At 70.5% G+C, this 24834-nt stretch carries 22 protein-coding genes and 1 pseudogene; 15 read left to right on the top strand and 8 right to left on the bottom strand.

The genetic code is table 11. The annotated features are described in order from the left end of the window. Positions 1–745: 745 nt before the first annotated feature. Positions 746–3166 carry a DUF6049 family protein gene (locus tag EL493_RS03680; RefSeq protein ID WP_019050109.1) on the bottom strand — a complete coding sequence of 807 codons (2421 nt, stop codon included), beginning with the start codon at positions 3164–3166 and terminating at the stop codon, positions 746–748. Beyond that, on the bottom strand, positions 3163–3618 hold the full coding sequence (locus tag EL493_RS03675) for an NUDIX hydrolase (protein WP_019050108.1): 456 nt from the start codon (positions 3616–3618) through the stop codon (positions 3163–3165). Before EL493_RS03675 ends, EL493_RS03680 begins: the two co-directional genes overlap by 4 nt. Before the next feature lie 302 nt (positions 3619–3920). Here EL493_RS03675 and EL493_RS03670 point away from each other — a divergent pair, with 302 nt between their 5' ends. Further along, complete coding sequence (locus tag EL493_RS03670) at positions 3921–5357, top strand: CCA tRNA nucleotidyltransferase (RefSeq protein ID WP_019050107.1); 1437 nt, start codon at positions 3921–3923, stop codon at positions 5355–5357. Here EL493_RS03670 and EL493_RS03665 read toward each other — a convergent pair whose 3' ends face one another. Then, positions 5358–6173, bottom strand: a complete 816-nt coding sequence (locus EL493_RS03665; protein ID WP_022565935.1) for a hypothetical protein — start codon at positions 6171–6173, stop codon at positions 5358–5360. 138 nt (positions 6174–6311) lie between these two features. Between EL493_RS03665 and EL493_RS03660 the strand changes: the two genes are divergently transcribed. The 7 genes and pseudogenes from EL493_RS03660 to EL493_RS03630 all read left to right on the top strand — a co-directional run bounded on the left by EL493_RS03660 (position 6312) and on the right by EL493_RS03630 (position 12126). Next, positions 6312–6710 (top strand): TOBE domain-containing protein, encoded by a 399-nt coding sequence (locus tag EL493_RS03660; protein ID WP_030201645.1) that lies wholly within the window; start codon positions 6312–6314, stop codon positions 6708–6710. Beyond that, the gene (modA, locus tag EL493_RS03655; RefSeq protein WP_019050104.1) at positions 6707–7453 is read left to right on the top strand and encodes a molybdate ABC transporter substrate-binding protein; all 747 of its coding nucleotides are present in this window, start codon (positions 6707–6709) and stop codon (positions 7451–7453) included. The genes EL493_RS03660 and modA overlap by 4 nt, the downstream gene beginning before the upstream one ends. Positions 7454–7496: 43 nt before the next feature. Further along, positions 7497–8246, top strand: a pseudogene (locus tag EL493_RS03650) (ABC transporter permease); the annotation flags it as partial. Between the two features lie 233 nt (positions 8247–8479). Beyond that, the gene (locus EL493_RS03645; protein WP_022565936.1) at positions 8480–9625 is read left to right on the top strand and encodes a sulfate/molybdate ABC transporter ATP-binding protein; all 1146 of its coding nucleotides are present in this window, start codon (positions 8480–8482) and stop codon (positions 9623–9625) included. Between the two features lie 98 nt (positions 9626–9723). Further along, on the top strand, positions 9724–10479 hold the full coding sequence (locus tag EL493_RS03640) for a LamB/YcsF family protein (protein WP_019050101.1): 756 nt from the start codon (positions 9724–9726) through the stop codon (positions 10477–10479). A gap of 15 nt (positions 10480–10494) precedes the next feature. Continuing rightward, positions 10495–11214: a 5-oxoprolinase subunit B family protein gene (locus EL493_RS03635; protein ID WP_019050100.1), complete on the top strand. Its 720-nt coding sequence runs from the start codon at positions 10495–10497 to the stop codon at positions 11212–11214. A 54-nt stretch (positions 11215–11268) separates the two neighbouring features. After that, a complete protein-coding gene (locus EL493_RS03630; RefSeq protein ID WP_019050099.1) occupies positions 11269–12126 on the top strand; it encodes a 5-oxoprolinase subunit C family protein in 858 nt (285 codons plus the stop codon). 1 nt (position 12127) lies between these two features. On the opposite strand, the gene EL493_RS03625 is transcribed toward EL493_RS03630, so the two are convergent. Then, a complete protein-coding gene (locus tag EL493_RS03625) occupies positions 12128–13654 on the bottom strand; it encodes a DUF4185 domain-containing protein (RefSeq protein ID WP_019050098.1) in 1527 nt (508 codons plus the stop codon). A gap of 99 nt (positions 13655–13753) precedes the next feature. On the opposite strand from EL493_RS03625, the gene EL493_RS03620 reads away from it, so the two are divergent. After that, complete coding sequence (locus EL493_RS03620; protein WP_019050097.1) at positions 13754–14035, top strand: hypothetical protein; 282 nt, start codon at positions 13754–13756, stop codon at positions 14033–14035. On the opposite strand, the gene EL493_RS03615 is transcribed toward EL493_RS03620, so the two are convergent. Then, positions 14004–15317: an MFS transporter gene (locus tag EL493_RS03615; protein WP_019050096.1), complete on the bottom strand. Its 1314-nt coding sequence runs from the start codon at positions 15315–15317 to the stop codon at positions 14004–14006. The genes EL493_RS03620 and EL493_RS03615 overlap by 32 nt on opposite strands. 115 nt (positions 15318–15432) lie before the next feature. Between EL493_RS03615 and EL493_RS03610 the strand changes: the two genes are divergently transcribed. Continuing rightward, positions 15433–16212, top strand: a complete 780-nt coding sequence (locus tag EL493_RS03610) for a pirin family protein (protein ID WP_030201638.1) — start codon at positions 15433–15435, stop codon at positions 16210–16212. A 4-nt stretch (positions 16213–16216) separates the two neighbouring features. Here EL493_RS03610 and EL493_RS03605 read toward each other — a convergent pair whose 3' ends face one another. Further along, positions 16217–16744 (bottom strand): hypothetical protein, encoded by a 528-nt coding sequence (locus tag EL493_RS03605; RefSeq protein ID WP_019050094.1) that lies wholly within the window; start codon positions 16742–16744, stop codon positions 16217–16219. A 209-nt stretch (positions 16745–16953) separates the two neighbouring features. On the opposite strand from EL493_RS03605, the gene EL493_RS03600 reads away from it, so the two are divergent. From EL493_RS03600 to EL493_RS03580, 5 genes are all read left to right on the top strand, one after another. After that, positions 16954–17805: a helix-turn-helix domain-containing protein gene (locus tag EL493_RS03600; RefSeq protein ID WP_019050093.1), complete on the top strand. Its 852-nt coding sequence runs from the start codon at positions 16954–16956 to the stop codon at positions 17803–17805. 10 nt (positions 17806–17815) lie between these two features. Continuing rightward, the gene (locus EL493_RS03595; protein WP_019050092.1) at positions 17816–18181 is read left to right on the top strand and encodes a DUF397 domain-containing protein; all 366 of its coding nucleotides are present in this window, start codon (positions 17816–17818) and stop codon (positions 18179–18181) included. Positions 18182–18199: 18 nt separating this feature from the next. Beyond that, the gene (locus tag EL493_RS03590; protein ID WP_019050091.1) at positions 18200–20215 is read left to right on the top strand and encodes a M13 family metallopeptidase; all 2016 of its coding nucleotides are present in this window, start codon (positions 18200–18202) and stop codon (positions 20213–20215) included. Positions 20216–20288: 73 nt separating this feature from the next. Then, entirely contained in the window at positions 20289–21035 is a 747-nt protein-coding gene (locus EL493_RS03585) for an MBL fold metallo-hydrolase (RefSeq protein ID WP_019050090.1), read from the top strand. A gap of 105 nt (positions 21036–21140) precedes the next feature. Further along, a complete protein-coding gene (locus EL493_RS03580) occupies positions 21141–22316 on the top strand; it encodes a Fic family protein (RefSeq protein ID WP_019050089.1) in 1176 nt (391 codons plus the stop codon). 33 nt (positions 22317–22349) lie between these two features. On the opposite strand, the gene EL493_RS03575 is transcribed toward EL493_RS03580, so the two are convergent. Continuing rightward, positions 22350–23426: an ABC transporter ATP-binding protein gene (locus EL493_RS03575; RefSeq protein ID WP_019050088.1), complete on the bottom strand. Its 1077-nt coding sequence runs from the start codon at positions 23424–23426 to the stop codon at positions 22350–22352. 62 nt (positions 23427–23488) lie between these two features. Then, positions 23489–24817, bottom strand: coding sequence for an ABC transporter substrate-binding protein (locus EL493_RS03570; RefSeq protein WP_019050087.1), 1329 nt, complete (start codon positions 24815–24817; stop codon positions 23489–23491). Positions 24818–24834: the final 17 nt, after the last annotated feature.

The following is a 24834-nucleotide window of genomic DNA, read 5'->3' as shown; positions in this document are numbered from 1 at the left end:
CCGGGTCCACCATGCGGGCCGGGTCCACCCTGCGGGCCGGGGCGACCGAGCCCACCGGGAGCATTCATCCCGCCGCGGCCATTCGGTCCGCCGAGACCACTGGCGACGCCAGGCCCGCCGGGACCACCGGCCGCGCCGGGCCCGCCGGAACCACTAGCTGCGCCGGGCCCGCCGGAGCCACTAGCTGCGCCGGGCCCGCCGGAACCACTAGCTGCGCCGGGCCCGCCGGGACCACCAGCTGCGCCCGGACCGCCCGGCCCAGGACGCGGAGCGAACTCGCCGGGCAGCTGGACGCGCGGCAGCTCTCCCGAGCGGCCGGGCGGTGGCTGCGGACGACCGTCGGGACGTTCGCCGTACGGAGGACGGGCCTGTTCGGGGAACCCCCCGGCACCGCGCGGATCCACACCCCGCTGACCCGCCGGTCCCCCGGCACGCGGATCGCCCCCCGGACGACGCGGCGGCAGCGGCCGCCCCTCGGGCAGGCCGGAGCCCGGTGCGGCGACGTGTCCTTCGTGTTCCCCGCCCGTCATCCCACGCTCCCACGGTGCGGCCGGCGCCGGACGCTGTGGCGGTCCGTCGCGACGGTCGTCGTGGTCGTGCCGATGAGCGGAATCATCGTCGCCCATCATGCCTCCTGTACCCGGCGCAACCCGCGAATCCCGCCGGTCCGATGAGCGTTTCGCTCACCGTGCCACTCTCGTCCTCGTCTGCCATGTTCCCCCGCCCGCGTCCGTGGCGCGGGTGTTCACTGCCGTTCGAATTCCTCGTCCGCCGGATCGGGTTGACCGCGGAACCGGCGCAGCAATCGGCGCCCGGCCAACAGGAACAGCAATATTCCGGCACATGCCGTAATTATGGCCAAGGCCTGTCCGTAGGCGTTCGAGCGCACCGAGACCGAGGTCGGCTCGCCTAGCGCCACGCCGTCCGGCGTGGTAAGGGAGATCGGAATCACCAGCTTACGGCTGTCGCTCACCTCGGTCGGAATCTGGAACGACCTGGTGCCCGACGGCGGAAGCAGCTGTTCGCCGATATCGGTGATGTTCGTCTCGGCGGGCGCCTCGATCCGGAACTGCACCCGAATGGCGACCGGCAGCTCGTTGCGCGCCACCAGCAGCAACGGGCTCTCCTCCGAGGCCAGCGTGTACACCCCGCCCGGCGGCAGCACCGACACCGAGTTGAACAGGGTGTCGAGCTCCCGGGTGACCTGATCGATGCGGCGCTGCGCGTGCAGATCGGCGAGCGTGTCGTCGTCGGCCCTGCGGTCGGACAGGCTCAGCGCGCGCAGCAGGTCCTCACGGGCGGGCGTGAGGAAGGCGAGCGGGGTGAGCTCGGATTCGGGCAGCTCCACCAGCGCGCGCATCAGTTCGGTGATCCGGGCGCCCTGCTCGCGCACCGGTGGCACGAACCGTTCCGGCGCCGCGTCCTGGGCGGCGCGCGGCAGGTATTCGAGGGCGAACGGGCGCGGATCGGGCCCCTGGGCGACCAGGTCGGTGAAGCTGCGCGGGCTGGCCAGGTTGTTGCGAGTCAGCAGTTCGACCTGCTTGAGCAGCGCGATCCCCTCTTCGCGGTTGGCGCCCCACTGCTGCGGCGGCATGAGCAGCTGTGAGCGCGGCCGGTCCGGCGCCGGGTTGAGCGCGGTCCAGGCGATCGCGCCGAGCGCGTCCTGCAGCCGGGCCGCGCGCGAGTCGTTGGTGACGTCGAACCGCACCTTCGACGGGGTGAACGACGGGGTCGGCGGGTTGGAGCCGACCGCGGCCAGCGCGGTCGCCGACCAGATGTCGAAGGTGGTGACATGCAGCGCCGGATCGGCCGACGGCGGCGCCCCGGCGGCCGGTTCGACGCTCACGTTCGGCACCCGCACGACGTCGGGCGCCGCCTGCTCGCCCCCGACGACGACGCCGGGTTCCAGCGTCACCGGCGCCGAGGTGAGCGCGTTCTCCGGCTCGGCGACCGCGCCGTCGGCCGTCACCGCCGTGCTGGCCAGCACCGCCGTCCCGTACCCGTGACCGCGCAGCAACTGCCCGGCCGGATCGTCGATGCTGCCGGAATCGGGCAGGCTCACTCCGCGCAGCGACCTGGTGCCCAGGATCGCGTCGACCACGTCGGCGGGTGCCAGCAGCGCCCGTGCCGACAGGCCCTGATCGTTCACCGCGGCCAGCGCCGACACGTCGACCTGCGCGAACGGCAGCGCCACCGTGCACATCGAGCTCGCCAGCGCGCGCAAGCGGTCGAGCCAGGCCTGCGCGCTCGCGGCCCCGGTCCCCTCCCTGGTGGCGCCCTCGGGGTCGGACGGGCTGGCCAGCACCCGGTAGCCCCTGGTCATGGTCTGCACGGTGGAGACCAGGTCGGGGTCGATGGCGATGCAGACCGAACTCGCCACGCTGCGCTCGCGCCCCGGCCCCGGGACCACCGACTCGAGCGCGGCGACCAGCTGTTCGAGCCGCCCGCCCTTGCCCACCGAGACGGCCAGCTCGTCGTCGATCAGTTCCGGCTGCGCGTTCACCGAGCCCGGGTTCCCCGCGACCATGCGCGGCCGGTCGGCCAGCGGCCAGACCAGCGTGGTCGCCACCGGCGAGGCCTCCGGCGGCGCGGGTACCGGCTGGGAGGCCGGGTCGCCGCCGACCGGCGGCAGGCCGAGGACCGGCAGCAGGAAGCGGGCGTCGTCGAGCCTGGCCTGGGTGCCGTAGGCCGGCTCCCCGTTGACATTGAGCAGCAGCGGATACACGCCGGGATCGGTGAGCCCGAGCGAGGCGCCGTCACCGCCGGCCCGCAGCGCGATGCGCACCGAGAACTGTTTGCGCTGACCGGGACTCAACCGCTCGGCGATGTCCTGGAACGGGCCGGTGACCTCGTAGTTCACCTGATCGAGCCGCAGCGAGCTGCGCAGTCCGCTCGGCGAGTCCACCGCGGCGGCGCGCTGGATCCGCACGCTCACGTCGTCGACCACCCGGTCGCCGATATTGGTGACGGTGCCCGAGACGGTCAGCATGGAATCGCTGCTCGTGGTCACCGTCCCCGGTGCGACGGCGTCCAGGGTCAGCTTGAGGAACTTGGGCGTCGTCGGTCCCGACCCGTTCGGCTGCGCGTGCGCGATCGCGGGAAGCAGCGACACCGAACCCAAGATGGTCAGGACCGCCGTGATCAGCCGGAACAGTCCACCCGTCATCGCTTGCCGGTCTCCATCCGGTCGATCATCCGATTCGCCACTTCGGCCAGCCGGCGTTCGTCGGCGTAGGCCAATCGGGAATCCAACTCGCTCAACGGAACCCACGCAACCTGGGTGACTTCCACGTCGGCGTCGGACAGTTCACCGCCGAGCGAGCGCAGCAGGAAATGGTGCACAGTCTTGTGTACCCGTCTGCCCTCGGTCACGAACCAGTAATCGATACTGCCCAGTTCGGCGACCACCTCGCCGTTGATTCCGGTCTCCTCGGCGACCTCCCGGATGGCGGTCTGCTCGGAGGTCTCACCAGCCTCGATGTGCCCTTTGGGCAGCGACCACAGCAGCCTGCCGCGGCGATCGGTGCGGCCGATGAGCGCAGCCGAACGCTGCTCGGCCGGGCCGTCGAGCCCGTCGACGACGAGTCCGCCCGCCGAGGTCTCGCGCACGGTCCGCATCCGCGGTTTGCCGGCAGTGCTCGCCGAACCGCGCCGCCGCGGCTGGCGGCGTCGACTGTTCGCGCGATCGGCCGGAGGAGACACCCAGCCAGCTTAGCTGGCCCGCCTCCCCGCGAATCCTGCGTCTCTTCCGGTAGCTCGGCTACTGGTAGTCGGTCTCGCGTTGGGGCGCCCGATGGCTTGGAGTTGGTTGGGGAGTTACCCATGTTCTTGCTTCGGTCCGGCGATACCTGCTGGATAGCGGCTGCTGTCGACCAGTAGGGTGGCTGGTCGTGGTGTCTCCGAACGTTGTCCCTGAAGCTGTGGCGGATCGTCGGGCTCGGCTGCTGGCCGGGGCGGCGGTGACGCTGGGGCAGCTGTCGGATGTGCTGACGCCGCTGGGTGAGATGTTCGCCGAGCGTGGGCATTCCCTCTATCTCGTCGGCGGCAGTGTGCGTGACGCCGTGCTCGGGCGGCTCGGCAACGATCTGGACTTCACCACCGACGCCCGGCCCGAGGTCGTGCAGGAGCTGATGCGTGGCTGGGCCGACAACCTGTGGGACACCGGCGGCCTGGCCTTCGGCACGGTGAGCGCGGCCAAGTCGGGCCAGCAGCTCGAGATCACCACCTTCCGCGCCGACACCTACGACCGGGTCTCGCGCAATCCCGAGGTCACCTTCGGCGACAGCCTCGACGGCGACCTGGTCCGCCGCGACTTCACGGTCAACGCGATGGCGGTGAAGATCGCCGCGGACGGTTCGCTCGAATTCGTCGATCCGCTCGGCGGTCTGGACGCCCTGCTGGACGGTGTCCTCGATACCCCTGCCGCGCCGCAGGATTCGTTCGACGACGACCCGCTGCGGATGCTGCGCGCCGTGCGCTTCGTGTCCCAGCTCGGTTTCGACGTGGCGCCGCGGGTGCGGACCGCGATCGTGGAGATGGCCGAGCAGATCGACCGGATCACCGCCGAGCGGGTGCGCACCGAGCTGGACAAGCTCATCGGCGCGGCGCATCCGATCGACGGCATCAATCTCATGTGCGACACCGGTCTGGCCCAGCGCGTGCTGCCCGAAGTGCCCGCGATGAAGCTCGAGATCGACGAGCACCACCAGCACAAGGACGTCTACCAGCACTCGCTGACCGTGCTGTCGCAGGCGATCGACCAGGAGGAGGGCGACCCCGACCTGGTGCTGCGCTGGGCCGCGCTGCTGCACGACATCGGCAAGCCCGACACCAAGCGCAACGAGCCGGGCGGCGGCGTGAGCTTCCACCACCACGAGGTGGTCGGCGCGAAGATGGTGCGCAAGCGCATGCGGGCGCTGAAGTATCCGAAGGCCTTCACCGAGGAGGTCGCGCGCCTGGTGTTCCTGCACCTGCGCTTCCACGGCTACGGCAAGGGCCAGTGGACCGATTCGGCGGTGCGCCGCTATGTCACCGACGCCGACGACCTGCTCGAGCGCCTGCACAAGCTGGTCCGCGCCGACTGCACCACCCGCAACAAGCGCCGCGCCGCCGCCCTGCGCTCCACCTACGACGAGCTCGAGCAGCGCATCGCCGCGTTGCGCGCGCAGGAGGACCTGGCGCGGGTGCGCCCGGACCTGGACGGCAACTCGATCATGGAGCTGCTCGACCTGCCGCCGGGCCCGCAGGTCGGCAAGGCCTGGAAGTACCTCAAGGACCTGCGCCTGGACCGCGGCCCGATGACGCGCGAGGAGGCCGAAGCCGCGCTGCTCGCCTGGTGGGCCGCCGAGAACGCCTGATCAGAACACGATCAGCGTGGTACCGGCCACGATGGCCGAGCGGATCTGGGCCAGGTCGAACGAGCCGGTGGTCTCGGGCAGCTCGATCCGGAAGCGGACCTTGTCGCCGCGCCGGTGCGCGTAGGTGATGCTCGCCCGGTTGGGCAGGTCGTCGAGCAGCAGCGCGGGCGCCTGCACCGCGCGCCGTGGCAGCCGGATGCCGTGCCAGCTGGCCTTGCGGATGTCGATGGTGAGCAGGTTGTCGTAGACCTGCGCGTCGACCAGGGCACGCATCCTGCGGGTGCGGTGGGTGGCGACGATGCGGTGGCGCTCGTCCAGGTGCACCCGCCAGTCCAGGTTCTGGGCGTCGACCCAGTCGACCAGCGCGCCGATGCCGATGGTGCCCTCGATGTCGAGCTGCTGGACCCGGATCTTGGTCGGCACGCCGGGGATCAGGCGCACGCCGTGCGCGATGACGGTCACCGTGTCGAACGGATGCGAGTCCCAGACCAGGTCCGACAGCACGGTCTTGCTCTGGAAGTGGGCGCCGCGCCTGCGCACCTTGAACACGTCGAGGGTGGCGGTGAGGTCGTGCCCGAGCAGGGTGGCGCTGACTTCCTGGCCGCCGAAGCGGCTGAGGATGCCCTCGCTGAGCACGGTCATCAGCACGTCGGGCATGAGCGCGGTGACGGTGCCGGAGCCCAGGTCGGCGACGGGGTCGGCCCAGGACGTGGTGAAGCCGAGCCACTGGTCGATCCATGACGGGTCGAGCAGGCGTCTGCCCAGATCGACAGCGCCCGACAGTGACCAGGACTTCGGATCGAAATACGTGGCCATGATGGACATGAGCGTACTTGGCCGCGACGTCGGCGGCCATGGTCCGCGGCGTGTTGGCACGGCATCACGGCCGGATCGTTCCGCATGTGCGGAGATGTTTTCTTGTTCTGCCCGAATCTGCGGAACTATCCTGAGTCGGTGGCGACACTGCGAATCAGGGAAGCGGCCGATCTGCTCGGCGTCAGCGACGACACCGTGCGGCGCTGGATCGACGCGGGCACCCTGGCCGCGGCCAAGGACTCGGCCGGACGGCTGGTGATCGAGGGCCGCGAGCTCGCGGCACTGGCCGTCGAGCAGGCGCGTCCGCCACACACCCAGGTGGGTAGTGCCAGTTCGGCACGGAATCGGTTTCCCGGTCTGGTCACCCGCGTGGTGGCCGACACGGTGATGGCACAGGTGGAGATGCAATGCGGTCCGTTCACGGTGGTCTCGCTGATGAGCAGCGAATCGGTGCGCGAGCTGGGGCTCGAGCCGGGCAGCGTGGCGCTGGCCAGTGTCAAGGCGACGACGGTCGTGGTCGAGAAGGCGGCCGAATGATCGGCCGGGTCGCGGTGGGCGCCGCGCTGGTACTGCTCGCGGTGAGCGGATGCGCCGGCGCGGACGAGTCGTCGGAGCAGACGCTGACGGTGTTCGCCGCCGCCTCGTTGAAGTCGGTCTTCACCGGGTTGGAGCAGGAGTTCGAGTCCGCCAATCCCGGTGTGGACGTGCAGTTCTCGTTCGCCGGCTCGTCCGACCTGGCCGCGCAGCTGCTGGCGGGCGCCCCGGCCGACGTGTTCGCCGCGGCCGATCAGCCGACCATGGACAAGGTGGTGCAGGGCGGCCGGATCACGGCGCGGCCCACCACCTTCGCCACCAATGTCCTCACCCTGGTGACCGCACCGGGAAACCCCAAGGGCATCACCGGGATCGACGATCTCGGCGACGCGTCGCTGGTGGTGTGCGCGCCGCAGGTGCCGTGCGGGCGGGCGACGAAGAAGGTCGCCGACGCGGCGGGTGCCGCGTTGCGGCCGGTGAGCGAGGAATCCTCGGTGGCCGACGTGCTCACCAAGGTCACCTCGGGTCAGGCCGACGCCGGGCTGGTCTACGTCACCGACGCGGCGAGCGCGGGCGCGAAGGTGACCGCGGTGCCGGTGCCGCAGGCCACGGCCGCGGTGAACACGTATCCGATTGCGGTGGTCGCTGATTCGAAGCAGGCCGCGGCGGCGGCGAAGTTCGCCGAACTGGTGACCGGGCCGACCGGCCGGGCGGCGCTGACGGCGGCGGGGTTCGGCGCACCGTGACCCTGCCGGGCGACAGCCGGACCGTCCCGGCCGGGGGCGTGCCGTGGTGAGCGCGGGGCTGCCACGGTGGCTGGCCGTGCCGGCGGCGATCGGCTTCGCGCTGGTCGTCCTGCCGTTGGCGGCACTGGCCCTCGGTGTGGAGTGGAGCCGGTTCGCCGAACTCATCGGCACCGAGGCCTCCCGCGACGCCCTGTGGTTGAGCCTGCGCACGGCCACGGCGAGCACGGTGCTGTGCCTGATCTTCGGTGTCCCGATGGCCGTGGTGCTGGCCAGGATGCGCTGGCGCGGGCTGCCGGTGCTGCGGGCACTGGTCCTGCTGCCCCTGGTCCTACCGCCGGTGGTCGGCGGTATCGCCCTGCTGTACACCTTCGGCAGGCGCGGCCTGCTCGGCGAGCAGCTGGCGGCGGCGGGCATCCACATCGCGTTCAGCACGACCGCGGTGGTGCTGGCACAAACCTTTGTGGCCCTGCCGTTTCTGGTCCTCACCCTGGAGGGGGCCTTGCGCACGGCGGGCAGCCGCTACGAGCAGATCGCGGCGACGCTCGGCGCGGGGCCGAGCACGGTCTGGTGGCGGATCACGCTGCCGCTGCTACGGCCCGCGCTGATCTCGGGCGCGGTGCTCGCCTTCGCCCGCGCGCTCGGCGAATTCGGCGCCACCCTCACCTTCGCGGGCAGCCTGCAGGGCCGCACCCGCACGCTGCCCCTGGAGATCTACCTGCAACGGGAGGCCGATCCGGATGCCGCCGTCGCACTCTCGGTGGTGCTGATCATCGTCGCGGTGCTGATCGTCCTGCTCGCCTACCGGCGCACGAGCCCGATCCCGGGCACCCAGCTCCGCGGTGTGAGCGGTCCGCCGCGAAACGGTGCCGAGCGTCCGGCGATCGGTGACCGACGGCGAAGGGCCGCGGTTGCCGGCGCACCGGGCGATTCGCGCGCGCGTGGCGCCGACGCGGTCGGCGGATCCGCCTCGGGCGGAACGAAACCCGACGGCGAGTGGCCGCGGTCCGACGGTACGCGGGAGCCACGATGAGCGCGTCGCGGACGTCGGGGGTATCCGTCGCCGCCCGGATCGCCGAGCGTGACCTGGACCTGCGAATCGAGGTCGCGCCGGGCGAGGTACTCGCGGTGCTGGGACCGAACGGTGCGGGAAAATCGAGTCTGCTGGACGTGATCGCGGGGCTGATCGAGCCGGACGAGGGCTGGGTGCGGCTCGGCGGCCGGACGCTGACCGACTCGGCGAAAGGCGTTGCCGTACCGCCGTATCGGCGAGGAATCTCGCTGCTCGCGCAGGACCCGCTGCTGTTCCCGCACCTCGATGTGCGAGACAACGTGGCCTTCGGCCCGCGCAGCCGGGGCGCGAGAAATCGTGCGGCCCAGCGGATCGCGATGGACTGGCTGGCCGCCGTCGACGCCACCGAACTCGCCGCCCGGCCCCCCGGCGCCCTCTCGGGCGGCCAGGCGCAGCGGGTCGCGCTGGCCAGGGCGCTGGCCGTCGACCCCGACCTGCTGCTGCTCGACGAACCGATGTCAGCCCTCGACGTGGACGCCGCCCCGGCCATGCGCACCCTGCTGCGCCGCGTCCTGCGCGACGAGCCCAGCCGAGCCCATCCGCGCTGCGCGGTCCTGGTGACGCACGACATCATCGACGCCATCACCCTCGCCGATCGCATCGTCGTCCTGGAAGCGGGCCGGATCGTCGAATCGGGCCCGGTCACCGATGTCATGTCGCACCCCCGGAGTACCTTCGCGGCCCGCATCGCCGGCCTGAACCTCGTGCACGGCCAGGCGATCGTTGCGGACCACCGGCCACCTTCGGAAGGCGGGGCGGTCGACACTCCGGCTCTGGGGGCCGTGCAAGTCGGCGAGTCGCGCATCGACGGGTGCGTCGTCGGTGACTTCGTCCCTGGCTCGGCCACGGCGGCGGTCTTCTCCCCCGCCGCGGTGGCAGTATTCGCCGAGCGACCCGGCGGGAGCCCGCGCAATGTATTCGCCGTCGAGGTCGTCGAGATCGCCGATCACGGCGGCATCGTCCGGATCAGGGGCGACGCGCCGCAGGTCAGAGGCCTGAGCGCCGACCTGACCCCGGCGGCCGTCGCCCAGCTCGGGCTCACCGTCGGCGCCCGGGTCCACTTCGCGGTCAAAGCCACCGAGGTGCGGGTCTACGCCTGTTGAAACCTGCCCCGGTGGCGCGCGGCGGAACTGGGTCGTTCATGCTCGAATCAACCGGGGTACCCACCTGGGAGTGTCGCGCGAAGACCGGAGGGCATCGCATGCCGCTGGACCTGAACAGTGATCTGGGCGAGGGCTTCGGGCCGTGGCGCATGGGTGACGACGCCGCGATGCTCGACATCGTGACCAGCGCCAACATCGCTTGCGGCTTCCACGCGGGCGACCCCTCGATCATGCGGCGGACCTGTGAACTCGCCGTCGCCAAGGGGGTGCGGATCGGCGCCCACGTGGGCTATCGCGATCTGGTCGGCTTCGGCAGGCGCGATATCGCCATCGCCCCGGCCGACCTGCGCGACGAGGTGCTGTACCAGATCGGCGCGCTGGCGGCCTTCGCCCGCGCGGCGGGTGACCGGGTGCGCTACGTCAAGCCGCATGGCGCGCTCTATCACGCGGCGGCCCGCGATCAGTTGCTCGCCGACGCCGTGCTGGCCGCGGTGGCCGAGTCCGACACCGGTCTGGCCCTGCTCGGTCCGGCGGGCACCGAACTCGAGCGGGCCGCGGGCCGGGTCGGCGTGCGGTTCGTCGGGGAGGGCTTCGCCGATCGCGCCTACACCGCGACGGGCTCGCTGGCGCCGCGCGGGGTTGCCGGCGCGGTGCTGCCGCCCGACGACGCCGTGGCGCAGGCGGTTTCTCTTGCGCTGTCGGGGACCGCGCGTACCGTAGACGGTCCCGGTACGGTCGCCGTGACCGTGGCGAGTGTGTGCGTGCACGGCGATTCCCCTGCTGCCGTGGAGATGGCCCGCCGGATTCGGCAGGCGCTCGACGACGCCGGAATACCGGTGGAGCCGTTCGGCTGAGGGTGGGAGGGCAGAATGGACGAGGTAACGAGGGACGCGGCGATCGACTGGAACTCCCGGATCCGTCCGGCGGGTGACCGCGCGATGCTGATCACCCTCGACGATCCGCGGCCGGTCCAGCGGCTGGCCTCGGCGCTGCGCGTGCACGCCATCGCGGGGGTACAGGATGTGCTGCCCGCCGCGGAAACCGTACTGGTGACCATGCATTCGGTGAGCTACGCCGTACAGGTCCGGCGCGAGCTGGTCGCCCTGCTGGACCGGCTGGATCACGAGCCGCCGCAACCCGATTCGCCCGATGTTTCCCGTGGAACAGTGCCCGACAGCGAGATTCCCGAGGACGTGGTGGAGATTCCGGTCCGCTACGACGGCGCCGATCTGCCCGAGGTGGCCCGGCTGCTGGAGCTGTCCGTCCCCGAGGTGATCGCGGCGCACACCGGCACCCTCTGGCGCTGCGCCTTCGTCGGCTTCGCACCCGGTTTCGGGTACCTGACCTCGCCCGACGGCCGGTTGTCCGTGCCGCGCCGGGCCCAGGCCCGCACCGCCATCCCACCGGGCGCGGTGGCGCTGGCGGGCGGATACTCGGCCGTGTATCCGCGGGGCACGCCGGGCGGCTGGCAGCTGATCGGGCGTACCGATCTGCGGATGTGGGTGGTCGACCGCGATCCCCCCGCGCTGGTCAGGGCGGGGACGGCGGTCCGGTTCGTCGACACGGCGACCGGTCCGGCACAGGTATAACACCAGGGCTGCTCAACGATGCGCCGCCTCGACAGCGAATCGGGGAGTGCACACATGCAGATCTTCATCGAGCGGGTGGGGCCGCTCGCGACGATCCAGGACCTGGGCCGGCCGGGGTGGTTCGATTCCGGGGTGGGCCAGGCGGGCGCGGCCGACCGCGCGTCGCTGCGGCTGGCCAACCGGCTGGTCGGCAATCCGGAGGAACTGGCCGCCGTCGAGGTGCTGCTCGGCGGGCTGACCCTGCGCGCCGACGCCCATCTCACGGTCGCGGTGACCGGTGCCGCCGCGCCGGCCACCGTCGACGGCACCCCCGTCGGCCACGCCAGCGTGCTCGAGCTCGCCGAGGGGCAGGTGCTGCGGCTGGGCTTCGCGCAATCGGGGCTACGCAGCTACGTGGCCGTGCGCGGCGGCATCGACGTGCCCAAGGTGCTCGGTTCGCGCAGTCGCGACACCATGTCCGGGATCGGTCCCGAGCCGCTGCGCGCGGGCACCCAGCTGCCGGTCGGGCCGCCGCCGCGCACCCTGCCCACCGTCGAGTTCGCCCCGCTGCCCGTACCGCCGGAGCTGCTGGCGGTACGCGCGGTGCCGGGTCCGCGCGCCGACTGGTTCACCGACCCCGACGAGCTGTTCCACGGTTCCTGGCTGGTCTCCACCGACACCGACCGCATCGGCGCCAGGCTGGACCGGGCCGAGGGCGCGCCGCTGGTGCGCTCGATTACCAGGGAGCTGCCCGCCGAGGGCGTCGCGCTGGGCTCGGTGCAGGTGCCGCCGAGCGGGCAGCCGGTGGTGTTCCTCGCCGATCACCCGATCACCGGCGGCTATCCGGTGATCGCGGTGGTGCTCGACGCCGATGTCGACCGGGTGGCGCAGGCCAGACCCGGTGAGCGATTACGGTTCGTGCCCGCGCGCTGAGTCAGCCGGGCGGCGTCAGCCGGGCGTGCATCAGGTACACGTTGTAGCTGTCCCACGCCGACATCGTGAAATACAGGTCACGCGCGGTCGACCAGGGATGGATGAAGCCGCCGTAGGCCTTCGGATAGTCCGTGGTCGACACCAGCGGCACCGACCCGGTCCAGCTCCCCTGCGGCTGCGAAGCGGTGCGCAGCACGATCTGGCCGGCCGCCGCGTCGAGGTAGACCATCTGCCACTGCTCGCTCTCCGCGTCGAAGCGCACCGACAGCTCGCTGGCCGTGCCGAGCACCAGCGGCGTCGCCGAATTCTCCGCCGCGGGCGCCCAATTGCCGTCCACCCAGTACTGGTACGCGGACTTGTTGAGGACGTCGTCCTTGCGCACCCGGGCCAGGCCGATCACGCCGACCCGTCCGTTGGGCGTACCGAACATGTAGACGTGGTCGCCCTGCGGCACCATCGCCGCCACCTGGAACCGGCCGAGGCCGAACATGTTCTCCCAGCGGGCGTGCTGATCCTTGGTCCAGGTCTGCCCGCCGTCGTCGGAGTAGGCCAGTCCGCCGTAGTTGGTCAGCCACATGCCCGGCACCCGGGACCAGTGGTTGACCGACATGTAGCTCAGGAACTGCCTGTTCCCCAGGGCGAATCCCGAGGTGGGGATGGTGGTGGTCTCCCAGTTCTTGATCTTGCGGCTGCCGAGCAGTTCGGCGGCGTGGCACGGGCTGTCCTGCACCATCGAGTCGATGACCAGGCCGTCGTCCAGATTCCGGTCGGTGCTGTAGGCGAGCACATTCGACCGCCAGTCGGCGGAATCGACGCCCGCGCCGCCGTAGGTCCACCCGTCGCCGAAGGTATCCCCGAAGACCATGGCGACCTTGCCCGGTTCGGTCTCCCAGAACAGGCCGAGGTCGGTGCCGTCGACCTGCCAGCGCATGTCGGTGCGATTGCTCGAGCCGCGCCCGGTCAGCTGTTCGACCAGGCGCACCGACTCCACCCGTGGCGTCGCGACGACCGGCCTGCGCGGCCCCGGTTCGGCCGGTCGCACAACGGGTTCGGGCGCGGGCTGCGCGGGTTCGGTCGCGACCCCGGGCACCGGGACGGGGATGGGTTCGATCTCGGGCTTGATCCGCACGCGGGGCAGCGCGACGGCCGAACCGGCTGACACATCGCCGGATTCGGCGGCGCCGTCGTCGGGTTCGGGAGTGTCGCGTACCTCGGGGCAGGGATTGCGGCAGGGGTCCGACGGCAGCGGTATCTGGGCCACCCGGGTGGTGTCCTGCGGCGGATCGGGCACCGGCACCGGGGTCAGTTGCGGTACCGGGACGGGGATGTCGATGGTCGACGGCAGCACCGGCGCCGCGGGGGCGGCCGGGTCGGGCTGCCGGTTGAGCGGGTCGAAACCCGTCTCCCCGCAGATGTTCACGGGCGGCGGCGCCCAGGGGAAGGGGGTGGCCGAGGCGGGCGCGGCCAGCGTCATCGCCAGCAGGGCGCCCAGTGCGGTCGATCCGTGCGGTACCAGCCGTGCGCGCATGAGCTCCCTCGAATGACCAACCGAACGAACAAACAAATACCACCCGGCCGCACCGAATTCACCGGAACCGAATGTGCTCGCCGCGCGTCCAACCAGGATGTGAACGAATTCGAGTACGTTCTCGGCACCGGTGACCCGCTCGCGCACCCCTGGTCCGGGGACGCCGAATCCGCGCTGGCCGACACCGGTTCCGCCGCGCTGTGGCTCGACGTCACCCTCGACGCGGGCATCGACGACGCCCTGTGGGACGCCGAACGCGCGGCCGCCGCCGATCTGGCCGCGCTGCCCGACATTCCGCTGGTCGCGGTCGATCACCGCGCGGTGCTCGCCCAGGACCCGCCGGGCGCGGTCAGCCGGCCACCCTGGCTCGACGGGCATTGAGCGCGATCGCCACGATGCCCAGCGCGTAGATCGCGGCGCCTGCCAGCACCACGCCGATCGAGCGTCCGTCGGCCGGGATCACCAGCGCGGTGGCCGCGATGGCCAGTACGAAGGTCATGTTGAAGACGGTGTCCTGCAGCGCGAAGACCTGTCCGCGCTGATCGTCGTCGATGTCGATCTGCATGCTCGCGTCGCCGGTGAGCTTGATCGTCTGGCCCGCCAGTCCGAGGCCGAAGGCGCCCGCCAGCAGCAGCCGGTGCGCGTTGTCGACGGCGGCGCCGGTCGCCAGTGCGATCGGGGTGACCAGCGTCAGCTGCACGACCACGGCGGTGCTCAGGCCGAGCAGCACGGTGCGCGGCCTGCCCAGCCGCGGGATCAGCACCGGCGCGAGGATGGCGGCCAGCAGCATGCCCGCCGCCGCGAAGCCGATGGCGACGCCGAAGCCCACCAGGCCGCCGCTGAGCTGGTCGGCATCGCTGGGCTGGCGCAGCACCAGCACCATGATCAGGGTGTTCATGCCGAACACGACGCGGTGCGCGCCGATGCCGATCATCGCCGTCGTCACCTGCGCGGAGCGCCACACCGCCGCCGCGCCGGTGCGCAGCCCGGTGGCGATGGCGTGCACCGTGCTCTCCGACGTGGCCGAACCGCTTTCGGGCCCGAGCACACCGTGCCGGAAGCCGGCGGCGAGGACCACGCCGACCAGTGAGCCGATGCCGCTGAGCCCCACCGCCACCGCCGACGCGGCGTCACCGGCGCCGATCAGCGCGATCACCGCCACCGACGCGGCCGCGCCGACGCCGGCGCACACCGAGGCGATGGTCGCCAGCACCGAGTTCATCGGCACCAGCCAGCGTTGTTCGAGCACCCGCGGCAGCGCCGCCGACACCCCGGCCAGCACGAACCTGCTGATCCCGACGGTGGCCAGCGCCAGCAGCAACAGCGGCGTCTCGCCGATCCCCGCGTACAACCCGAGCGCGGCCAGCGCGATCAACGCGGCCCGCGCCACGCTGGCGATCAGCAGGACATTGCGCCGATCCCACCGGTCCAGCAGGGCCCCGGCGTACGGGCCGAGGATCGAATAGGGCAGCAGCAGGACCGCGAAGCCCGCGGCGATGGCCAGCGGATCGGTCTCGCGTTCGGGGTTGAACAGGATGGCGCCCGACAGCGCCGCCTGGAACATGCCGTCACCGAACTGGGCGGCCAGCCGCAGCAGCGCCAGCCGCGGCATCTGCGGATTCCGCCGGATCACCCCGCGGCTCTCGCCGAGCAGACCGCGCATCGAGTTCGGCCGCTCATCGGCCGGATTCGAGCCGTCAGGGCGATGAGTCGACACCCGGTGAGAATAGTGGTGCCAGAATTGAGGCGGCGGTACGGGTGCGAGCAGGAGGAACGTCATGTCCACATCGACGACACCGCGGATCGAACTGCACCGCGGTGGTGACCGGATGAAGACCCGGATCTCCTGGCTGGATTCCAAACATTCGTTCTCCTTCGGCGAGCACTACGACCCCGACAACACCCACCACGGCCTGCTGCTGGTGAACAACGAGGACGTGGTGCTGCCCGGCGAGGGCTTCGACACCCACCCGCACCGGGACATGGAGATCGTCACCTGGGTGCTCGGCGGCAGCCTGGTGCACCAGGACTCACTGGGTCACAACGGGATCATCTACCCGGGTCTGGCGCAGCGGATGAGCGCGGGCACCGGCATCCTGCACTCGGAGAAGAACGACTCGTGGCGGCTCGACGGCACCGCGCCCGAGCACGACGAACCGGTGCACTTCGTGCAGATGTGGGTGGTGCCCGACGAGCCCGGCGTGGACCCCGGCTATCAGCAGCTCGAGATCGACGACGAGCTGGCCGGCGGCGGACTGGTGACGGTGGCGTCGGGCTTACCGCGCTATCGCGACCGCACGGCCATCGCGATCAACTCCTCGCACGCGGCGATGCATGTCGCCCGGATGCCCGCCGACAGTCCCGGCGTCACCCTGCCCGACGCGCCCTACCTGCATGTCTTCGTGGCGCGCGGCGAGGTCGACATCGAGGGCATCGGCACCCTGGCCCAGGGCGACGCGGTCCGGCTGACCCGTTCCGGCGGCCAGCTGGTCCGTCCACACGGCGATGCCGAGGTGCTCGTGTGGGAGATGCACGCGCGCCTCGGCGGTCAGTTGTAGCTGGTCAGGCGGTACCGGGTTCGCGCAGCAGCACCGCCGACCTGGCGTTGGTGCGGGTGGCGGCCACGATCTGGGCGAAGTCGGGCCGGTAGTCGCCGTCGGGCTCGTGCATCCAGGTGCGGTAGCCGCTGCGTTCGTCGGCGGGCGAGGGCAGCACGATCTCGCTGCCGGGTAAGGCCACCGAGGCGCACACCCGGAACAGGTCGGCGAACAGCACCGTATCCAGGTAGGAGTTGTCGGTGGGGCCGGTGAGGAAGGTCCAGCGGCCGGAGCGGGGGTGGGCGATGATCGGCCCGCAGCGCTGGCCGCGGCTGCCGAGCAGCCCGCGTACCCGCTCCCCCAGTGTCGACGGCATCACCACGGCGCCCACCGCGCCGATCTCGAGCATGATCCGGCCCAGCGCGGAGTCGACGACACCGTAGAGGCCGTTGTGCTTGCGGTAGTGACGGCAGCGCGCCAGCGCGTCCTGGGTGGCCGAGTATTCCTCGGCCGCGGTATACCCGCCTTTGTCATCAGTGCGCGACGTGCTCATCACGACCTCGTCTCTGTCGACGCTGACTCGATGTAGCTGTGCATTCGCTCGATCGGGAAGGAGCGTTTCATCACGAACGGGTGGAGCGGGAAACTTTTTGATAACGGCAGGACACAAGGGAAATTTGCCGTTCTACACAGCGTAATACCGCACAACCGAGCTGACAATAGTCAGTAGCTGGCGTGTCGATCGGCGTAATATCGGCACCTATGCCCCCCGTCTCGCCGACCGCAGCGCGCTGGGAACTGGTGCTGCGCCTGCGTGAACTGCGTGAGCAGCGCGGGTACGACTCGGCCGGTTTCGCCCGTCGCGTCGGCTTCACCCCGGCCAACTGGTCGCACGTGGAGAAGGGCAGGCGGGTGCTCACCCGCACCACCATCGAACCGGTGCTCGACGTGCTCGATGTCAACGCCGAGGAGCGCGCGGAACTGCTCGCCCTGCTCGAGGCCAGTAAACAGCGTGGCTGGTGGTCCACGGCGGCGGCGCTGATCGGCCCCGAACTGCAACGGCTGTACGGCATGGAGGCCGGCGCGCAGAGCATCCGCAGTTACGACAGCCTGATCGTGCCGGGCCTGCTCCAGACCGAGTCCTACGCGCGCGCCCTGATCAGCGCCGACGTGATGATCCGGCCGGTACAGGTCGACCAGCTCGTCGCGATCCGGCTGCGCCGCCAGCAGCGCCTGCGCGGACCGGAACCGCTCGAACTCACCGCGGTACTCGGCGAGGCCACCCTGCGCCAGCAGACCGGCGGCCCCGACGTCCTGCGCGAACAGTTACGGCACCTGGCCGAATTGATGCGCGAACTCGACACCGTCGATGTCCGGGTGATTCCGTTCAGTGCGCCCGAGGGTGCGGTGCTCGGCGGGTCCAGCTTCCACCTGCTCGACTTCGCAAGCTCCCAGCTACCTACTTTCGCGTGGGCCGAGAGCGCGGTCTTCGGTGGTCCCGTCGACGACGCCGAGCAGGTCCGCGATCTCGGCTTCGCCTACCTGCGCGCACGGGAGCAATCCCTTTCTCGCTCCGATTCTCTCGCCCTGATCAGGGACTATTCCAGCGTGTAAGATTCGTGGTATGTCCACCACCGCTCGTCGCCGCCCGGCCGATCACGGCTGGTTCACCTCGTCGCGCTCCAACAACGGCAACCAGTGTGTCGAGGTCCGGTTCGCCGGCGACGTGGTTCAGATACGCGACAGCAAATTTCGGCGCAACCCGCTCAACGCCGGACTCGACGAGCCCGTCATCACCGTCGGTGCCGACCTGTGGACCGCTTTCCTGCACTGCCTGCTGAGCGCGCGCCGCCATCCCGACCTGGTCGCCCACGTCGCCGTCGACGGCTCGGCCACCCTGCGCCACGACGACGTCGTGCTCCGTTTCACCGCGGGCGAGTGGGAGGCGTTCGTCGCCGGTGTTCGCGACGACGAGTTCGTCTGCGTCTAGTTCGGCATACTGGAACGCGTGACTTCCGATCTGAGCAGTCCCTCCGGTATCGACCTGTCCTTCCGTGATCAGGATGTGCGCGTGCAGGACGACCTGTTCGCCCACGTCAACGGTCAGTGGCTGGCGGAATACGAGATTCCGGCCGACCGCGCGGTGGACGGCGCCTTCCGCACCCTGTACGACCAGGCCGAACTCGATGTGCAGGCCATCATCCAGGACAGCGCGGCCGGCGCCTCCGACGACGCGGACGCGCGCAAGATCGGTGACCTGTACTCCAGTTTCATGAACACCGAGGCCGTCGCCGCGGCCGGCTTGAGCCCCGTCGCCGCCGAACTGCGTGAGATCGCCGAGGTCGCCGACCCGAGCGCGTTCGCCGCGCTGCTCGGCCGGTTGCAGCGCACCGGCGTGCGCGGCGCGCTCGGCTACTACGTCGACACCGACGACAAGGACTCCACCCGCTACCTGGTGCACGCCACCCAATCCGGCCTCGGCCTGCCCGACGAGTCGTACTACCGCAACGCGGAGTTCGCCGATATCCGTACCGCCTACCAGGCGCACATCGCGAAGATGTTCACCCTCGCCGCGTCCGATCCGGCGCTGGCGGGCCTGGCCCCCGCGGATCCGGCCGACGCCGCCCGCCGGGTCGTCGAGCTGGAACGCACCCTCGCCGCGGGACATTGGGACGTGGTGCGCAGGCGCGACGCCGAGAAGAGCTACAACCTCACCACTTTCACCGAGCTGACCGCCGCCAACCCCGAATTCGACTGGGCCGCCTGGGTGGACGCTATCGCCGGTGGTCTGGACCGCGCGGGCACCGATCTGTTCGCCGAGCTCGTGGTGCGTCAGCCGGAGTACGTGCGCGCCTTCGCGCAGGCGTGGGCCGCTGTGCCGCAGGCCGATTGGCGGGACTGGGCGGTCTGGCAGGTGTTGCACGCCAGGGCGCCGTACCTCACCGACGAGATCGTCGCCGCGAACTTCGACTTCTACGGCCGCACCCTCACCGGCGCCCAGGAGAACCGCGAACGCTGGAAGCGCGGTGTGTCCCTGGTGCAGGAACTGCTCGGCGAGGCCGTCGGCAAACTGTATGTGGCCCGGCACTTCCCGCCGCAGGCCAAGGCACGGATGGTCGAGCTGGTGGCGAACCTGCAGGAGGCCTACCGCCGCAATATCGCCGAGCTCGACTGGATGGGGCCCGACACCCGCGCGGCCGCGCTGGCCAAGCTGGAGAAGTTCACCCCCAAGATCGGCTACCCCGACACCTGGCGCGACTACTCCGCCGTCGAGGTCGACCCGGCCGACCTGGTGGGCAACTACCGCAGCGGGTACGCCGCCGACCATGACCGCGACCTGGGCAAACTCGGTGGCGAGGTGGACCGCGGCGAATGGTTCATGACCCCGCAGACGGTGAACGCCTACTACAACCCGGGCATGAACGAGATCGTCTTCCCCGCCGCGATCCTGCAGCCGCCGTTCTTCGACATGAACGCCGACGACGCCGCCAACTACGGCGGCATCGGCGCGGTGATCGGTCACGAGATCGGCCACGGCTTCGACGACCAGGGCGCCAAGTACGACGGCGACGGCAACATGAAGGACTGGTGGACCGACGCCGACCGCGCCGAATTCGGCAAGCGCACCAAGGCCCTGATCGACCAGTACGACGTGCTCTCCCCCGCCGATCTCGACGACGAGCACACCGTCAACGGCGAGTTCACCATCGGCGAGAACATCGGCGACCTGGGCGGCCTGTCGATCGCCCTGGCCGCCTACAAGATCTCCCTCGACGGTGCCGAGCCGCCGGTGATCGACGGCCTCACCGGCCTGCAGCGCGTCTTCTACGGCTGGGCCCAGGTGTGGCGCACCAAGGCCCGCCAGGAGGAGGCGATCCGCCGCCTCGCCGTCGACCCGCACTCCCCGCCGGAATTCCGCTGCAACGCGGTCGTCCGCAATATCGACAGCTTCTACGAAGCCTTCGACGTCACTCCCGACGACCGCCTGTTCCTCGCCCCCGAGGAGCGTGTCACCATCTGGTGAGCCGATCGGCCCTACCGGTCGCCGAGGCTGCCGGTAGGGTCGAAAGCCGCTGCTCCCGGGAGGATTTCACGCCATGCGTGCACAGCAAGTCGCCGACGACGTCTTCATGATCCGTGGTACCGACGTCAACATGTTTCTGCTCCGGGACGGGACCGATCTCACCCTGATCGACGCGGGCTGGCACGGCGACGCGCGCGTCATCGAACAGGCCCTGCGCGAACTCGGTCACCGCCCACCGGACATCGTCGCCATCCTGCTGACCCATGCGCACCTCGACCACGTCGGCGCGCTCAATCACCTGCACCGGCAGTACGAGATCCCCGTCTACACCAGCGCCGTAGAAGTGAGGCACGCGCGCGGGGAGTGCCACGAGTCGGCGACGCCGCTGGATGTGATCAAGCGGCTCACCGATCGCCGCACGATCGCGTGGGCCGCGCGGATCACCGCCGCCGGCGGCTTACGCAAGAACACCGTCGCCCACATCCAGCCCTTTCCCACCGAGGGCGCCCTGGACTTCCCCGGCCACCCCGTCCCGATCGCCTGCCCCGGCCACACTTCGGGCCACTCGGCCTTCCACCTCCCCGCAGCGGGCGCCGTCGCCACCGGCGACGCCCTCGTCACGGCCCACCCGACCTCGAAACTGGAAGGACCCCAGCTACTTCCGGGCTTCTTCCATCACTCCGTCCCCGCGGCGCTGGCCGCGCTCACCGCTCTCGAGACCGTCCCGGCCGACCTGGTCCTCCCGGGCCACGGCCTCCCCTACCGCGGCGACATCGCCGAAGCTGTGGCCCGCGCCCGCGCGACGCCGGTCCAACCCTGAGATGCCAACAGCGAGTAGCCGCCTCACTGGTGACGTTTGTTCCGAAAAACGCGAATAGTCGCAGACATACTCGCGTTTTCGATAGTGAAAGTACAGTAAGAGCTGATGAATTGGCCTGCTCATCAGGGCGAGCAGCGTTCCTGGACGGCGCGCGCCGGATCGCGCGCCGGGTCGGTGCCCGAGTGGGTGGCGGTGTCGATCCCGCCGCGGATCGCCGATCTCGACTTCGATTCCAGGCGAACGACATCGGCCAGCGAGGCCGCGCTGATCGCGGTGACTCACCTGGAAGCCGGACAGGGCCAATACTCGGCGTCACTGCGCGAGTTCCTGCTGCGTGGTGAGGCGGTCGCGTCGTCGCGCATCGAGCACGTCGACGCCGGCTGGCGAGCGTTCGGCAAAGCCTTCGGCGGCGCGACGACGCGGGCCGAGGCGGCGGCGCAGGTGAGCGCGGTACGCAGCCTGGCCGGCCTGGTCGACGCGGCGGCGACCGGACGGATCACCGAGGCGAACCTGCTCGACGCGCACCGGGTGCTGATCGCCCCGGAGTGGGAGAAGGCGGGCCGCTTCCGCACGGTGCAGACGTGGATCGGTGGCAGCGACTACTCCCCGCTCAACGCGCTGTATGTTCCGCCGCCACCGGAACTCGTTCCCGAACTGGTGGCCGACCTGCTGGCCTTCGTCGCGCGGGGCGACCTCCCGATCCTCGTGCAGGCCGCGATCGCGCACGCGCAGTTCGTCTCGATCCACCCGTTCGTCAGCGGCAACGGCCGGATCGGCCGCGCCTTGGTGAGCGCGATCCTGCGCAGACGGGGGCTCACCGACCGGGTCACGGTTCCCCTCTCCTCGGTCATGCTCGCCGACACGTCGCGCTACTTCGCGCAGTTGGACGCCTACCGGGGTGGTGCCGCCGACGAGTTCGTCGTCTACCTCGCGCTCGCGGCGGTCTACGCCAGCGAGGCCGCCATCGACTCCGCGCGCGCCCTGGCGGCGCTCCCCCAGCGCTGGCGCGACCACGCCCGCCCACGCGGCGGCTCCGCCGACGAGGCCCTGCTCGCGAACCTGCTCGAGCACCCGATCCTCACGATCGCGGTGGCGAACCGCCTCACGGCGACGACGGACTCGGCCACCTACCGTGCCATCGAAAGACTCGTCGACGCCGGCATTCTCGAGGTCGTCTCCGACTCCAAAAGAAACCGAATCTGGGCCGCCACCGACGTTTTCGCCGAACTCGGCGCGCTCGACGCGGCGATCGGCCGCCGCACGATGGCGGGTCTGTCCTAGCCCGGCCCGGTGGCGCGGCCGACCGGAGCGAGGTCAGCGGACGCGGGTTTCGGTGTCCGCGTCGAAGAAGAAGATCTCGTCGAGTTTCGGCCGCAGGTGCAGGGTTTCGCCGAGGGTGGTGTGGAAGCGGCGGTCCACGCGGACGACGATCTTGCCGGAGCGGGTGGACCAGTCGGTGCCCGCGCCGTGGGTGTAGACGAAGGATTCGGCCCCGAGTTCCTCCAGGAGTTCGGCGACCACGGTGATGCCGGCGGGGTCGGCGGTGACCTCCCAGGACTCGGGCCGGATGCCGAGGATCGCGCGGGTACCGGACACACCGCGCGGCACCGGGATTCGCAGACCGTCCACCACGGCTTCCCCGTCTACGATGGGCGCCTCGAGCAGGTTCATCCCGGGTGAGCCGATGAACCCGGCGACGAAGGTGTTCACCGGGTCGTCGTACAGCTCACGCGGCGAGGCGATCTGCTGGAGCGTGCCTTCGCGCAGCACCGCGACCCGATGGCCCATGGTCATGGCCTCCACCTGGTCGTGGGTGACGTAGACGGTGGTGGTGCCGAGTCGCTGTTGCAGCGCGGCGATCTGGGAGCGGGTGCTCACGCGGAGTTTGGCGTCGAGGTTGGACAGCGGCTCGTCCATGCAGAACACCTGTGGGCGCCGCACGATGGCCCGGCCCATGGCGACACGCTGGCGCTGGCCGCCCGACAGCTTGGCCGGCTTGCGGTCGAGCAGCGCTTCCAGTTCGAGCATGGCGGCGGCCTCCCGCACCCGAACCAGGGTGTCGGCCTTGCTCATTCCCGCGTTGCGCAGGGCGAAGCCCATGTTCTCGGCGACCGTCATGTTCGGGTACAGCGCGTAGCTCTGGAACACCATCGCCACGTCGCGGGCGCGCGGCGGCAGCCCGGTGACATCGCGCTCGCCGATCCGGATCGTGCCCGCCGCGACCGATTCCAGTCCGGCCAGCATCCGCAGGCTGGTCGACTTGCCGCAGCCCGACGGTCCGACCAGCACCAGGAACTCGCCGTCGGCGATATCGAGATCGAGCGCGTCGACAGCGGGGGTGTCGGCGCCGGGATAGCGGTGCGTGACACCGTCGAACTGCACTGTCGCCATGGCGAATTCTCCTGCGAACGGGGCGGGCCGGTGATCAGCTCGACCACCGGCCCACGGGGTGACTACTTCGGCAGCTTGGGCGTGATCTGCCGGTCGATGATCGCCTGCACATCGGCGGCGACCTTGGCGAGCACCGTGGCCGGATCGGCGTTCTGCAGCCCGATCTGCTCGTAGCCGGTGCCGATGATCTGGTCGGCGCCGGGCACGAACACCCGCGCGTAGTCCTGCGACTTCGTCACCGCCAGCTGGTCGATGGCCACCTTCGAGTTCGGGTTCTTCGCCAGGAAGTCCACCTCGGAGGGATCGGTGACCGCCGACTTGCGCACCGGCATGTACCCGGTGTTCTGCGAGAAGTACGCGGTGTTGGCCGCGTTGGTGACGAACTCGATGAACTTGAGCGCGTTGTCCTTGCGCGCGTCGGAGATCCGCGACGGCACCGCCAGACCCGCGCCGCCGGTGGTGACGCCGGGTCCGTTCGGGTGCGGCAGGAACGCGGTGCCCACCTCGAACTTGCCGTCGGCGTTCTTCTTGATGCCTTTGAGATCACCGGTGGAGGCGATCGTGGAGGCCGCGACGCCGGTGCCGAAGTCGACCGCGATCTGCGGCCGGATCGCCGCGTACTTCTTCACATTGATCGACTCACGCAGGTAGGTGGCGGCCGCGAGGGAACCGGGATCGGTGAACCGCAGCTTCCACTGGTCGGAGTACGCGCCACCGAAGGTCCAGTTCGGGCCCTGGAAGGTCCAGCCCAGGTAGTTCTTGGCATCGCCCCAGGCGTGCGCGAACTTGTCGCCGCCGAGCACCGACTGCAGTTTCGGGCCCCACTCGTCGAATTCCTGCCAGGAGTTCGGGCCGCGATCGGGCAGACCGGCTTTCGCCCACACGTCCTTGTTGTAGTAGAACAGCGGCGTCGAGCGGGCGTAGGGCAGCGCGTAGTGCTTGCCGTCGAACAGGTAGTCGGCGGCCAGCGAGTCGACGTAGTCGCTCAGTTGCACCCCCGCGGCGGCGAAGCGGTCGTCGAGCGGTTCGATCGCCTTGGTGAGCGCGTAGTTGAACCACCAGACATCCGACAGCACCACCACGTCGGGCAGGTCACCGCCGGTGAGCGCGGCGTTGAACTTCTGCGCCACCTCCTCGTAGTTCTTGCCCGCGTCGACCAGGTTCACCTTCAGTTCCGGGTATTTCGCCTGGAACCGGTTGATCAGTTCCAGCTCCAGGTCCTTGGAGGTGCCGGGGTGGTTGGACCAGAAGGTGATGGTGTTCGCGTCGCCGCCGTCACCGGATCCGCCGCCGGTGCCCGCGCAGGCGGTCAGCGCCAGGCCCGCGGCGGCGGCGCCGGTGAGGCCGAGGAATCCGCGCCGGCTCAGCTCGGGGAATCGTGGAGTGGACACGTGGATCTCCTGTTCGG

It is taken from the genome of Nocardia asteroides, from assembly GCF_900637185.1.
Lineage (GTDB): Bacteria > Actinomycetota > Actinomycetes > Mycobacteriales > Mycobacteriaceae > Nocardia > Nocardia asteroides.
The sequence above is the reverse complement of the archived record's forward strand: the minus strand, read 5'-3'. Positions and strand labels throughout refer to the sequence as shown.